This is a genomic window from Streptomyces sp. NPDC045431 (assembly GCF_040646655.1).
Taxonomy (GTDB): Bacteria; Actinomycetota; Actinomycetes; order Streptomycetales; family Streptomycetaceae; genus Streptomyces.
Window position 1 is genome coordinate 316,376 of sequence record NZ_JBEZAQ010000002.1, and the last position, 12,372, is coordinate 328,747.

A 12,372-nucleotide genomic window follows, 5' to 3' on the forward strand; every position below is an offset into this window, starting at 1 on the left:
TCACTCCTTGCGAGCGCCGGAGCCGGTCGCGGCGCTGCTGTCGGTGCTGCTCTTGGCGCCGCCGTTCCCGGCGCCGCTCTTGGCCAGTTCGGGCGAGGCGGTGTCCAGCGGCACCTGCCAGGAGCGGACCAGGCCCAGCTGGACGGCCTGCCGGGGCAGCGCCGCGTCCAGCAGCCAGTCCGCGGCGACCCGCACCCGGTTGCCCGGCATGGCGGCCAGGTGGTAGCCCCGGGTGACGGCCCCGGCGACGGGCCCGGACAGCGGGACACCCATCGGGTTGGCGGCCGCCTTCACCCCACCGAGGTCGACGGCGAAGCCCATGTCGCTGTGGCGGTACGGGGCGGCCTCGCCGACACCGAGGGACGCGGCGACGTTGCGGGCGGCGGTCTTGCCCTGCCGGGAGGCGTGCTGCGCCGTCATGGGCGTGTACTCGCCGGGCCGGTTCAGGTCGGGTACGGCGGCGGCGTCGCCGCAGGCGAAGACGTCGGGGTGGCCGGGCACGCGCAGCTCGGGCGTGACGACGAGCCGGCCGCGTTCGACGGGCAGCCCCAGCTCGGAGACGAGCGGGTCGGGGCGCACGCCGACGCACCAGATGAGGGAGCGCGTCTCGACGAAGTCACCGTTGTCGAGGAGCACGCCGTCGGACGTGGACTCCTTGACGGAGGTGCCCATCCGCACGTCGACGCCCCGGGCGCGCAGCACCTGGTCGGCGGTGTCGGAGAGCCGCTTGTCGAGCCCGGGCAGGACGCGGTCGGCGACGTCGAGGAGCATCCAGCGGGGGCGTACGCCCTTGGGCCAGGACGGGTACTTGCGCGCGAGCGCGTCGGTGAACATCTTGCCGTGGGCGGCGACCTCCGTGCCGGTGTAACCGGCGCCCACCACGACGAACGTGCAGCGGGAGGTGCACTCGGCGGGGTCGCCGGCGGACGCGGCGAGCTCTATCTGCCGGGTGATGTGGTCGCGCAGGTAGAGCGCCTCGGGCAGGCCGCGGAAGCCGGTGGCGTGCTCGGCGACGCCCGGGATGGGCAGGAGCTTGCTGACGCTGCCGACGGCGAGGACGAGCCGGTCGTAGCCGAGCTCGCCGGTGGTGCCCTCGGGGTCGGTGTAGTGCACCTTCCGCCCGTCGAGGTCGATGTGGTCGGCCTCGCCCAGCACCAGGCGGACGTGCCGGAGCGTGCCGGGCAGCGAGACGGTGACCCGGCGGGGCTCCAGGATGCCGGCGGAGACCTGCGGCAGCAGGGGCAGGTAGAGGAAGTAGTCGGTGGGGTTGAGCAGCACGATCTCGGCGCGGCCGCGCAGGCTCTTGCTGAGGCTGCGGGCGGTCTGGTAGCCGGCGAATCCCGCGCCGACGATCACGATGCGCGGCCGGCGGCGGGACGGCGTACCGGCGGGCGGGTTGACGGACGGGGTCACAGCGCCTCCAGCGTCAGGTCGAACGGTGACAGGTCGAGTGGTGGCAGGTGGGTCTGTGTCGGATCGGTCGTCGTCAGATCGGTCGGGTCGGTCGGGTCGGTCGGGTCGGTCGGATCGGTCGTCGTCAGATCGGTCGGATCGGTCGGGCCGGGCGCCGGCGGGTCGGTGTCCGGCGCCGCACGAACCTTCCCGGTGCCCGTGCGGCCGCCTGCCAAACGCCGCCGCCCCGGCGGCGCAGCACCGCGCCGGCGCCCGCCGCGATCCCGGCGGCGGCTCCGGCCGCCGCGGTGGCCAGCACGGCCGGGTGGCGCAGCAGCACGGTGTCCGCGTACAGGTCGCGCGCCTCGGCGTCGAAGCGGCCGTGGGCGCCGAAGTCCTGGCCCAGCGGGCCGTCGACCGGCGCCCACAGGTTGCTGGGGGCGGGCTCGTCGGAGTGCGGCGCGGCCCCCTCACCGGCGCCGTTCCACGGCTCCTGCTGGGCGCGGTATCCGGTGTGGGCCAGGTAGCGGTCGAGCAGCGCGGGCGCGAGCGCGTTGGCGAGGAGGGTCAGCGCCGTACGGGCGCCGACGCGGTACTCGCGGCGGCCGGGGTGGTCGGCGGCGTGCACGACGGCGCGGGCGGCGACCTCCGGCTGGTAGACCGGCGGGACGGGGCGGGCGCGGCCCGGCATGCGCGACAGCACCCAGTCGAACTGCGGGGTGTTGACGGCCGGGAGCTGCACCATGGTGGTGCGCACCTTGCTGCCGGCGTGCAGCAGCTCGCAGCGGACGGACTCGTTCCAGCCCTGGATGGCGTGCTGGGCGCCGCAGTACGCGGACTGGAGCGGGATGCCGCGGTAGGCGAGCGCGGAGCCGACCTGGACGACGGTGCCGTGGTCGCGCGGCACCATGCGGCGCAGGGCGGCGCGGGTGCCGTTGGCGTACCCGAGGTAGGTGACCTCGGTGACGCGGCGGAACTCGTCGGGATGGATCTCGGTGAAGGGCGCGAAGACGCCGACGAAGGCGTTGTTGACCCAGACGTCGATCGGGCCGAGCTCGCGCTCCACCCGGTCGGCGGCCTCCTCGACGGCCCGGGTGTCGGAGACGTCGACGGACACGGTCAACGCGGTGCCGCCGGCCGCCCGTACGTCGGCGGCCGCGCCCGCGAGCCCCTTCTCGCCGCGCGCGAGCAGCGCCACGCGGTCGCCGCGCGCGGCGAAGGCGCGGGCCGTGGCGCGGCCCACCCCGCCGCCGGCTCCGGTGATCACGACCGTGCGGGCGGCCTCGGCAAGGTTCGCGTTCATGGGCGGCGGGTACCCGGGCGGCCCGGCGGATAACGCCGGAGGGAGGAGGCCCGCATGCCCATGCCCGAGGCGTCCGGGGGCGGCGGTCAGGACGTGGTGGCGCTCTTGGAGGAGCAGCACGTACGGCTCCGCCGCCTCTTCGACGAGCTGATGCGGAGCGAGGGGAAGGCGCGCGAGGAGCGCTTCGGTGAACTGGCCGGGCTGCTCGCGGTGCACGAGGCCGCGGAGGAGGAGATGGTCCATCCGTTCGCGCGCGGCCGCATCGAGGACGGCGAACGGATCGTCGAGCAGCGGCTGGAGGAGGAGAAGCGCGTACGGGCGGGGCTGCGCGCCCTGGAGGAACTCGGCGGGGAACTCGGCGTGGACGCCCCGGAGTTCGCGGAGCGGTGCGCGGCGCTGCGGGACGACCTTATGGCCCACGCGGAGGCCGAGGAGCGCGAGGAGTTCGCCCGGTTGCGGGAGACCTCGGACCACGACCAGCTGGAGAACCTCGCGAAGGCGGTGAAGGCGGCTCAGGCGGTGGCGCCTTCGCGGCCGGGCCGCGGAACAACTCCTGCGACCAGATAGTGAGATGGGGGTCTCACGATCCGACACGGCGGCGTACGGTGACGGCATGACGGATGCTGTGTACACCCATGGCCACCACGAGTCGGTGCTGCGGTCCCACCGGTGGCGTACCGCCGCCAACTCCGCGGCCTATCTGATCGACCGGCTGCGGCCGGGTCTCGACGTTCTGGATGTGGGCTGCGGCCCCGGCACCATCACCGCGGACCTGGCCGCGCTGGTCGCCCCCGGCCGGGTGACGGCCGTGGACACCGCCGGGGACGTACTGGACCAGGCGCGCGCGGTGGCCGCCGAACGGGGCCTGGACAACGTCGAGTTCCGCGTCGACGACGTGCTCGCGCTGGACTTCCCCGACGACTCCTTCGACGTGGTCCACGCCCACCAGGTGCTCCAGCACGTGGGCGACCCGGTGGCCGCGCTGCGCGAGATGCGGCGGGTGTGCCGCCCCGGCGGTGTGGTCGCGGCGCGCGACAGCGACTACGGGGCCTTCACCTGGTTCCCCGAGGTGCCGGTACTGGACGGCTGGCTGCGGCTTTACCGGCGCGTCGCGCGCGGCAACGGCGGCGAGCCGGACGCCGGACGCCGGCTGCTGTCCTGGGCCCGGCAGGCCGGCTTCACCGACATCACCGCCACCGCCTCGACCTGGTGTTACGCCACCCCCGACGAGCGCGCCTGGTGGAGCGGGCTGTGGGCGGACCGTACGACCGCCTCGGTGTACGCCCGGCTCGCGACCGAGGGCGGGTACGCGACCGAGGACGAGCTGGCCGCCATCGCGGAGGGCTGGCGCGCATGGGGCCGCGAGGAGGACGGCTGGTTCCTGGTGCCGCACGGGGAGGTGCTGTGCCGCGCGTGACGTGACGTCGCGGCGAGCGGACCACATCCCCCAGTGCCGTCAACTACCCTCGCCCGCATGGAGATCCTCGGCGCCACGCTGCGCATCTGCCTCGATGACCCGAAGACCCTGGAGGAGTCGGTCCTCTTCTACGAACGGCTCACCGGCAGCCCCGCGCTCCGCTTCGAACGCGGCGGTGTGTCGGTGGCGGCGGTGGGTTGCTTCCTGCTGATGACCGGCCCGGAGTCGGAGCTGGAGGTGCTGCGCAAGGTGGCGGCGACGATCGCGGTGGACGACGTCGACGTGGCGCGGGACAGGCTCGCCGAGGTCGGCGCACGGGTCGTGGCGGGCCCGGTACCGACGCCGGTGGGGCGCAACCTGATCGCGGCCCACCCGGACGGCTCGGTGTTCGAGTACGTCGACCGTCGGCGCCCGTAAGTACGCTCCGTGTGCGCGGCACCGGCCGCCTCGCCCGGCCGTTCCGACGGATCCCCGCCAGGACGGCCGGACCCACCCACATGTCCTATATGATTCATTTGATGCTTTTGTGCAGCTTTAGCAGTGGGTGAGGAGCGCGATGCCTTCCGAGCGACCGGCCCGCGAACCCGACCCCGACGACCCGCGCGACGAGCCCCGTGACAGCGGGCGCCGCGACGGAAGCGAAGGGCCTCGTAGGCGACTGTCCGCTCCCAAGGCGATGCGTTCCGCTGCCGACCAGCTGACGGAGCTGCTGGGAAGGGCCCCGGAGTCCATCTCGGCCCTCCGGCCCACCGAGGACGGGTGGGAGGCCGAGGTGGAGGTCCTGGAGCTCGAAAGGATCCCCGAGACCACCAGCGTGCTGGCCAGCTACCGGGTCACGCTCGACGCGGACGGCGAGCTGATGGCGTACGAACGGGTCCGTCGCTATACGCGGGCGCAGATCGACCCACGAAGGTGAGGAGGCACCATGACCGTGGTGCCACAAGGCGGCGGAGGCGCCGTCGCACGCGGCGGGGGCGGTGGCTCCTCGTCATCGCTCTACGACGTGCTGGAACTGGTTCTGGACCGCGGCCTCGTCATCGACGTCTTCGCCCGCGTGTCCCTAGTGGGCATCGAGATCCTCAAGGTCGACGTCCGTGTCGTGGTGGCCAGCGTGGACACGTACCTCCGCTTCGCCGAGGCGTGCAACCGCCTCGACCTGGAGACCGGACGGAAGGCCCCGGCCCAGCTGACCGACGTGGTCGGCGAGATCACCGAGGGCGGCGCCCGCGGCAAGAGCAAGGGAGCTCTGACCGGGGCCGTGGAGGCGTTCTCCGAGTCGTTCCGCAAGGGCCGGGACGAGCAGTCCGAGCGAGAGCCCGAACCGGTCGAGGAGCGTGAGAGGTCCCGGCCCGAACGCAGGCCCCCCAGGCACCGGGAAGAGTGAACCCCATGTCGGTCTACGTCTACGCGATCACGGCCGCGACCCACCCCCTCGAACTCGACGGCGTGGCCGGGGTGGGAGACCCCCCGCGGCAGCTCCGCGTGGTGAAGGGGTCATCGCTCGCCGCCGTCGTCAGCGACGCGCCGGACGGACTGCGCGCCAAGCGCCGCGACGTGCTCGCCCACGAGACGGTCCTCGAAGAGCTGATGGGCCAGGCGACCGTGCTCCCGCTGCGCTTCGGCGCCCTCGCCCCGGACGACCAGTCCGTCCGCGACACCCTGGAGGAGCGCGCCGACGCCTACCAGGAGCGGCTGGCCGCCCTCGACGGCTGCGCCGAGTTCCACCTGAAGGTCTCCTGCGACGAGGACGTACTGCTGCGCGAAGTGCTGCGGCAGTCCGACGACGCGCGTCGCATGAACGACGAGATCCGGGCCGGACGCGGCGGACAGGAACTGAAGCTGGCGCTCGGCGAGCTCGTCGCCCGCGAGGTAGAGGCCCGCCACGCGTCGTTCGGCTCCGGCATCGTCGAAGCGCTACGCCCGCTGGCACGCGAGACCAAGGTGTCGGAGGCGGCCGGGGACGACTTCCTCGGCGCCTCCTTCCTCGTCGAGCGGCCCCGGCAGCAGGAGTTCACGGCCCGGGAGGCCCAGCTCGCCGAGGAGTACGGCGAGGACTTCGACTTCCGGATCCACGGACCCCTTCCCCCGTACAGCTTCGTCTAGGCGCCGGCAGAAGGCCATCCGGTCATGGGCGTACCGAGCCGGCTGCTCCCCCTCCCGCTCGCCCCGCCGCGGGGCGCGGCTGGGTGGTGCGGCGGGTCGGCGGGCGACTTGCTGCGGTGGCGGCCTGCCGAGTGGTGATGCGGGTTCGTTGCTTGGTAGCGGTGGCCCTCACGGCAACAAGGGCCGCTCGTAGCCGGAGCCGCGGTCATCCTGGCGCTTCAACCCCGTGCCCACACACCCGAGGGCATCGGCGGCGCTGCTCCGAGCAATGCGGCGCGAGGACTCCGACGATCCAGTGCGCGCGCATGCCGGCGCACGGGCAGCAATGTGTATCTTTCAGGCGGCTGCGTGCCCAATTGCGGCCCCGGTGAACCTGCTGCTTGGGTACTGCCGTCGGCCCAAGTGAGCGGGGCCCGCTGCTTCACACACCGAGCCCCATTCTTCCCGCACCCCTCGGGGGGACGTGATCAGTGGCGGAAGCCGTCCTTCGCGCCCTCCTTGGCGGCTCGGGCCTTGCCCCGTGCCTCAAGTGCGGCGCCCTTGGCGGCGGTGGTGTCCTTGCCCATCGCGTGGGCCACCTTCCTCACAGCCTTCCCGACAACCTGCTCGGTCGTGGCCTTGGCCTTCTGCCCGGCGCTCATGTCGGTCCCTTCGTCGACGCTTTACGATGCGCCTGCCCCCTGACGCCGGACGGAAACAGTGCCCCGCTTGTCACCAGGCCCCATGCCGGATACACCAGAGGCGGCCGGCCAGGAGGGCTGGGCGTGGGTGTGGGGCTGACGACACGCACCCAGCACACTCTTGCTTCCGCCACCTAGCCATCCCGGCCGGCGACTAGTCGGGGAGACGGTGGATGTTGTCCGCCCGACGCCCTGCGGCATCGAAGGTGATGTCGAACAACACCCTGTCGCCCTGGACCAGTCGGCGAGCCGGTCCGCGAACCGCAGAAAGCTCGGCCAGAACCTCTGGCTGATCGCGCCCTTGGCAGATCATCCCGACACCCTGGTCGGAGTCGAACCACTTAACGACACCACTGGGCAATGGACGTCACCTCCCGTTCAGCTCAGAGTCAGTACCAGACCTGAACCGTCCGCCCGATGCCGACCGCCCTTCAAGGCGTGTGAAGGGGCGCGAAGCAGCAAACACGACATGCCCGCTGCGCAGGGCGCCTGGTGTTACGGCCCCTGCGCCGGTGGGAGATAGGCCGCCTGCTGCAGCAGGCGGGCTCAACTCTCGCAGAAGGGGACTCCGTGGTTCATGCCGGCGGCCACATCGAGGCGGCAGGCCCCCGCCTACAACCGTCGATCCGTGCCCGCGCGCTCACGCATGCGAGATCCGCTTGGTGCGAGGACCAGGGCGTGGGCACCGCTGTGCGGGATCTGGGGGATGGTGCGCCAGAGCCTGGCTGGCTAGGCCGCGGTTTCCGTGATGAGAACGGCGGCGGTGACCGGGCCCGAGGTGTCAGTGGAGGCTGCGTCGGCTACGGCGGCCCGGACGGCGCGGGCGACTTCCAGTGGATGGTGTCCGGGGGCGACCGCGAGGTGGACTTCGATGCGTCGGCTGGGTGGATCGTCATAGTCGTCCACCTTGACCGGGCGGCTTCCCAGCACGGTGGTGAGGCGGGCGACGCCCCGAACAGCCGTTGCGACGTCAGCCAGCTCACCGACGAGGCCCCGCATGGGTCGTGGTCCGGATCCCAGGGCCGGGCTTCGTGCGGGTGCGGCTTCCGGCGCGGGCCTTACGGCCTCCGCCGCAAGTCGCGACTCCACGACTGCCTGCGGGCCCTCACGGAGATCCGTCACACACAGGTCAGCCGTGACGGTGGGCAGGCCGAGCCGTTCAGCAGCCGCATTGAGCAGGGCGCTCCTCAACCGGTCGGCACTCTCAGGCAGCGGCTGCCCGAGGGATGCTGTGAAGGTGGCTTCGATCCTGAGCGGGCCAGGCGGTAGCGCACTGGCCGGCGGACGGACGGTCGGCTCGGAAACAGGCTCAAGCGGTGCCGAACCGATGCGCAGAGACTCCAGCCAAACACCGGGAATCTCAGCCGCAGCGCGCCCGAGGGCCCGGACGGCCGCTTGCTCAGTGATCCATGTCCCGTCGTCGGGCCCGCCGAGCGGGAGCAGCCGGCCCAGGCCGAGCTGTTGCCGTGCTGCCTGCTTCCACGCCTCAGACACCGGTCTCGCACCCTCTTTCTTGCTTGGCCGCCGTTCTCTTCCTGCCGCACTGCGCCCAGAGTGACCGCGAGGGCTTCGCGCAGGAACGCTCAGGCCACGCGTTGCCACCCCCGCCTCACACCCTAAATCTGGAATAAAGGTACTAAATCGAATATAATGCAGATAAATAGTGCAGAGTGACTTCTTTAGGAAGGAACTCCCTGATGACTGAGAACGCCGGCATACGGCACGGCAGTGTGCCCGGTTCTCGCGGCCGGACGGACATCGCCGATGTGGTGGTGGAGAAGATCGCCGGAATGGCGGCGCGGGACGTGCGCGGCGTCTATGCCCTGGGCAGCGGTTTCGCTCGTTCGATGGGATCCATGAGGGAGCGGATGCCCGGCGCCGGTGCCGGCAAGTCCGTCACACGCGGGGTCAGCGTCGAGGTCGGAGAGGTGCAGGCGGCCATCGACTTGGAGATCGTCGTCTACTACGGCACCTCCATCACGGACGTGGCCGGGGCGGTCCGGGAGAGCGTGATCTCCGCAGTGGAGCGGCTGGTGGGTCGGGAAGTCGTGGAAGTCAACATCATGGTCAGTGATGTGAAGTTGCCGGAGGAGGACGACGAAGAGGAAGGGCGGCAGCGGGTCCAGTAACCGGGCGCGAAGCTGCTCTTTGAGCGAAGGAGCACGTGATGAGCAGGGCCGTGGTGGGCTTGATCGCCGGAATGGCGCTGGGTTTCGCGGCATATTTCGGTGACTTCTGGGGCTTCCTGCTGGTGCTGGGGCTCGGCGTCGTCGGCCTGGTGATCGGGCGCCTGATGGAAGGCGATCTCGAACCGGGCGACTTCGTCCGTCGGCGAGACCGGCAGGATCGGATTCGCGATGACCGGCGACGGACTCGGGGAGACTGGCAGCGGTGACCGCTGAAGCCGTCCAGCCTTCGGGCGTCCCCCGCGGCGAGCGCGGTGCGATCACCGTCGCCGACCGGGTTGTCGCGAAGACCGCTTCCCGGGTGGCGCGCGAGGCGCTCAGCCGGTTCACTGACTCGACTGGCCACGTACCACCTGGGCGCCGGACGCCACGCGTGACCGCGTCCGTGCAGCAGGCACCGGAGCGGAGTGCGACAGGACGAGACGCCGAGTCTGCCGCCAGGGGGCAGGCGGTGCTCGGTGAGGTGCACATGCACATCACCGTCGAGCTCGGCTATCCGTCCGACATCGGGGCGCAGTGCGCCGCAGTGCGCCGGGAGGTTACCCAACGGGTCAGGACCTGGGCCGGCATGGAGGTGTCCGACCTCGTGGTGTCGGTCGAGAGGCTGCACTCGGTGCATACGCGGCACACGGACCAGGGGAGGGTGAGATGAACGCGAACGCCTGGCGGCAGCCGAGCACCCCTCCCTCCGATTCGGGACAGGCGGCTCCTTCTGCCGATGCCCCGGGCGCGGGCACGACAAAGGTGACCGAAAAGGAAGGCCGGTCGCCGCATCGTTTCTGGTCTGCGCGGAGGATTGCCGCCGCCGTCGTAGCCCTACTGTCCGCTGCGGCCACGGGCTTGCTCCTGTACGACGTCATTTCGGTTCGGGCAGGCGGGTCTGCAATGGGATGGCGCCGGCGACTCGCCGAGGAACTGGCCCAACGGCCGCTGGAGGACACCTGGATGATCGTCGGGGCCGCCCTGACGATGGCCCTCGGCCTGTGGCTTTTCCTGCTGGCGGTGACACCGGGTCTGCGCAGGCTGCTGCCCATGCGGCAGCCCACCGGTATCCCCGAGAACAAGGAGGTCCGCGCCGGGATCGACCACCGCGCGGCCGCCCTGGTGCTGCGCGACCGGGCCCTGCAGGTGCCCGGTGTCCAGTCGGCACAGGTCGCTGTCGGCCGCCGGAAGGTCAAAGCACGGGCACAGGCCCATTTCCGCGATCTCGAGGAGGTCCGCGCGGACCTGAAGGCCGCGCTGGGCGAAGCCGTGACGTCCTTGCGACTTGCCCGGCAACCCACGCTGACCGTGCACGTCCGGCGCCCGAAGAAGGGCTGAGGAGATCTCGATGCTCAAGACAGGGAACCGGGTGCTGCTGGGGCTTTGCGGCCTGGGGCTGTTCGCCCTGGGTGGCGGCGTGCTGCTGGGCGGCCTGGATCTGCAACGCCGCTGGGGTTTCCGCATGCCGGACTGGTGGCCCTTCCGTGGGCCGGACGACGTGCTGCTGGGCACCGAGGGACGCACCCGGTGGCGGGACGAAGGCTGGTGGTGGCCGACCGTCATCGCGGTACTCGCCGTACTGCTGGCCCTGCTGCTGTGGTGGCTTCTTGCACAACGCAGCCACCGCCTGGGCCGGGTCCTCGTCAACAGCAAGGACGGCGCGGCAGCACAACTCAACGGCCGCACGCTGGAAGAGGTGATCGAGGACGAGGCACAAGCCCTGGACGGAGTCTCGCGCGTCCATGTACGGCTGACAGGCCGGCCTACTGCTCCCACCGCACGCGTGCGACTGTTGCTGGAGCCTCACGCGGATCCAGCGCGGACCGTGGAGCGATTGAGCCAGGAAACACTTGCACACGCCAGAGTCTCGGCCGGCCTGGACCGCCTCCCGTCGAAAATCCGACTCCGGGAAGCCCGGCACTCCGCCCGGCGCGTCGCCTGAGATCCCCCGAACCGCAACTCCGGGTAGCGGCGAGGCTTCCCGAGCGGCGTCGCGCGGCCCCGACAGTGGGCTTGGTTGCACAGGGCGCGTCGGCGGCGGGAAGAGCACGGCCAGGCGGACCGGCGGCCGTGAAGCACCTGCGACCGAAACCGTCAGGAGCGGTGTGGATGGGATTCGGCTGTGCCGTCACCGATCAGCGGCGTCAGCTTCGCGACCAGCTGGAGAGTCATCCGGAGATCCCGGTGATCCAGTTCTCCTACACCCATCGCCGACGGCACCACGCCCCGGGCCTGGGCGGAGCCCATGTACTGCAGCGCCTTCGAGGCTGGCAATCGTTCTTGCGCGCGGGGCGGCCGTGGAGATCAGGCTAGAACCGGATTAGTCCTATATGATTTATTTAATGCTTTTGTGCACTTTTGGCAGTGGGTGAGCAGTGTCATGCCTTCGGAGCGACAGACCAGCGGACGCCACCCCCACGACCCGCGTGACGAGCGTCGGCAGGAAGAGCGTCGACCGGAGGCTCACCGTGACGGCCAGGGGACAGGGCAACGACTTCCCGCCCCCAAGGCGATGCGCTTGGCTGTGGACCAGCTCAAGGAGCTGCTCGGCCGAGCCCCTGAGTCCATTTCCGCCCTCCGCCCCATCGACGACGGGTGGGAGGCCGAGGTGGAGGTCCTGGAACTTGAGCGGATCCCCGTGACCACCAGCGTGCTGGCCAGCTATCGAGTGACACTCGACGCCGAGGGCGAGCTGATGGCGTACGAGCGGATCCGCCGTTACACGCGGGGTCAGATCGACTCGCGCACGTGAATCCTCCCGCTCTCAAGCGGACGAACCGGGGGCCGGACAGCCCGAGGGGTGCGGTCCCCGAGAGGAGGCGCCATGACGGTGGTGCCGCAAGGTGGCGGAGGTGGCGTCGCGCAGGGCGGCGGCAGCTCTTCGTCGCTGTACGACGTACTCGAACTGATCCTGGACCGCGGCCTGGTCATCGACGTCTTCGCCCGGGTTTCCCTGGTGGGCATCGAGATCCTCAAGGTCGATGCCCGAGTCGTGGTGGCCGGCGTGGACACATATCTGCGGTTCGCGGAGGCGTGCAACCGCCTCGACCTGGAAACGGGGCGCAAGGCACCGAGGCAACTGCCCGAGCTGGTCGGCGAGCTCACCGAGGACGGAGCACGCGGCAAGAGCAAGGGAGCCCTCACGGGCGCGGTGGAGGCGTTCTCGGAATCCTTCCGCAAGAGCCGTGACGACGAGCCCGAACCAGTCGAGGAACGGCAGCGGGAACGGCCGGAGCGCCGCCCTCCCAGGCGCCGGGAAGACTGAGCCATGCCGGTCTACGTCTACGCGTTCACGGCAGCGACGCATCC

Annotated in this window: 18 protein-coding genes; 13 read left to right on the top strand and 5 right to left on the bottom strand. The window is 71.1% G+C overall.

Annotated elements, in window-relative coordinates:
* Both AB0A69_RS05830 and AB0A69_RS05835 read right to left on the bottom strand, forming a co-directional pair.
* Entirely contained in the window at positions 1–1,413 is a 1,413-nt protein-coding gene (locus AB0A69_RS05830; protein ID WP_361415743.1) for an NAD(P)/FAD-dependent oxidoreductase, read from the bottom strand.
* A gap of 124 nt (positions 1,414–1,537) precedes the next feature.
* Positions 1,538–2,695, bottom strand: a complete 1,158-nt coding sequence (locus AB0A69_RS05835) for an SDR family oxidoreductase (protein WP_361415745.1) — start codon at positions 2,693–2,695, stop codon at positions 1,538–1,540.
* Positions 2,696–2,749: 54 nt separating this feature from the next.
* Here AB0A69_RS05835 and AB0A69_RS05840 point away from each other — a divergent pair, with 54 nt between their 5' ends.
* The 6 genes from AB0A69_RS05840 (at position 2,750) to AB0A69_RS05865 (ending at position 6,215) form a co-directional block, all read left to right on the top strand.
* Complete coding sequence (locus AB0A69_RS05840) at positions 2,750–3,262, top strand: hemerythrin domain-containing protein (protein ID WP_361415747.1); 513 nt, start codon at positions 2,750–2,752, stop codon at positions 3,260–3,262.
* Positions 3,263–3,308: 46 nt separating this feature from the next.
* On the top strand, positions 3,309–4,112 hold the full coding sequence (locus AB0A69_RS05845) for a methyltransferase domain-containing protein (protein WP_361415749.1): 804 nt from the start codon (positions 3,309–3,311) through the stop codon (positions 4,110–4,112).
* Positions 4,113–4,169: 57 nt separating this feature from the next.
* Positions 4,170–4,529 (top strand): VOC family protein, encoded by a 360-nt coding sequence (locus AB0A69_RS05850; RefSeq protein ID WP_361415751.1) that lies wholly within the window; start codon positions 4,170–4,172, stop codon positions 4,527–4,529.
* A gap of 139 nt (positions 4,530–4,668) precedes the next feature.
* Positions 4,669–5,028, top strand: coding sequence for a gas vesicle protein (locus AB0A69_RS05855; RefSeq protein WP_361415753.1), 360 nt, complete (start codon positions 4,669–4,671; stop codon positions 5,026–5,028).
* Between the two features lie 9 nt (positions 5,029–5,037).
* Positions 5,038–5,496, top strand: a complete 459-nt coding sequence (gene gvpJ, locus AB0A69_RS05860; RefSeq protein ID WP_361415755.1) for a gas vesicle protein GvpJ — start codon at positions 5,038–5,040, stop codon at positions 5,494–5,496.
* Between the two features lie 5 nt (positions 5,497–5,501).
* Positions 5,502–6,215 (top strand): GvpL/GvpF family gas vesicle protein, encoded by a 714-nt coding sequence (locus AB0A69_RS05865; RefSeq protein WP_361415757.1) that lies wholly within the window; start codon positions 5,502–5,504, stop codon positions 6,213–6,215.
* 467 nt (positions 6,216–6,682) lie between these two features.
* Here AB0A69_RS05865 and AB0A69_RS05870 read toward each other — a convergent pair whose 3' ends face one another.
* The 3 genes from AB0A69_RS05870 to AB0A69_RS05880 all read right to left on the bottom strand — a co-directional run bounded on the left by AB0A69_RS05870 (position 6,683) and on the right by AB0A69_RS05880 (position 7,894).
* Entirely contained in the window at positions 6,683–6,856 is a 174-nt protein-coding gene (locus AB0A69_RS05870) for a hypothetical protein (RefSeq protein WP_361415759.1), read from the bottom strand.
* A 193-nt stretch (positions 6,857–7,049) separates the two neighbouring features.
* Positions 7,050–7,256, bottom strand: a complete 207-nt coding sequence (locus AB0A69_RS05875; protein WP_361415761.1) for a cold shock domain-containing protein — start codon at positions 7,254–7,256, stop codon at positions 7,050–7,052.
* Positions 7,257–7,624: 368 nt separating this feature from the next.
* On the bottom strand, positions 7,625–7,894 hold the full coding sequence (locus AB0A69_RS05880) for a hypothetical protein (RefSeq protein WP_361415763.1): 270 nt from the start codon (positions 7,892–7,894) through the stop codon (positions 7,625–7,627).
* Between the two features lie 698 nt (positions 7,895–8,592).
* Between AB0A69_RS05880 and AB0A69_RS05885 the strand changes: the two genes are divergently transcribed.
* From AB0A69_RS05885 to AB0A69_RS05915, 7 genes are all read left to right on the top strand, one after another.
* A complete protein-coding gene (locus AB0A69_RS05885; RefSeq protein WP_361415765.1) occupies positions 8,593–9,024 on the top strand; it encodes an Asp23/Gls24 family envelope stress response protein in 432 nt (143 codons plus the stop codon).
* A 38-nt stretch (positions 9,025–9,062) separates the two neighbouring features.
* Positions 9,063–9,290, top strand: coding sequence for a hypothetical protein (locus tag AB0A69_RS05890; RefSeq protein ID WP_361415767.1), 228 nt, complete (start codon positions 9,063–9,065; stop codon positions 9,288–9,290).
* On the top strand, positions 9,287–9,733 hold the full coding sequence (locus AB0A69_RS05895; RefSeq protein ID WP_361415769.1) for an Asp23/Gls24 family envelope stress response protein: 447 nt from the start codon (positions 9,287–9,289) through the stop codon (positions 9,731–9,733). The genes AB0A69_RS05890 and AB0A69_RS05895 overlap by 4 nt, the downstream gene beginning before the upstream one ends.
* The gene (locus AB0A69_RS05900) at positions 9,730–10,401 is read left to right on the top strand and encodes a DUF6286 domain-containing protein (RefSeq protein WP_361415771.1); all 672 of its coding nucleotides are present in this window, start codon (positions 9,730–9,732) and stop codon (positions 10,399–10,401) included. Before AB0A69_RS05895 ends, AB0A69_RS05900 begins: the two co-directional genes overlap by 4 nt.
* 10 nt (positions 10,402–10,411) lie before the next feature.
* Entirely contained in the window at positions 10,412–11,005 is a 594-nt protein-coding gene (amaP, locus tag AB0A69_RS05905) for an alkaline shock response membrane anchor protein AmaP (RefSeq protein WP_361415773.1), read from the top strand.
* 438 nt (positions 11,006–11,443) lie between these two features.
* Positions 11,444–11,815 carry a gas vesicle protein gene (locus tag AB0A69_RS05910; protein WP_361415775.1) on the top strand — a complete coding sequence of 124 codons (372 nt, stop codon included), beginning with the start codon at positions 11,444–11,446 and terminating at the stop codon, positions 11,813–11,815.
* Positions 11,816–11,887: 72 nt separating this feature from the next.
* Complete coding sequence (locus tag AB0A69_RS05915; RefSeq protein ID WP_361415777.1) at positions 11,888–12,328, top strand: gas vesicle structural protein GvpA; 441 nt, start codon at positions 11,888–11,890, stop codon at positions 12,326–12,328.
* Positions 12,329–12,372: the final 44 nt, after the last annotated feature.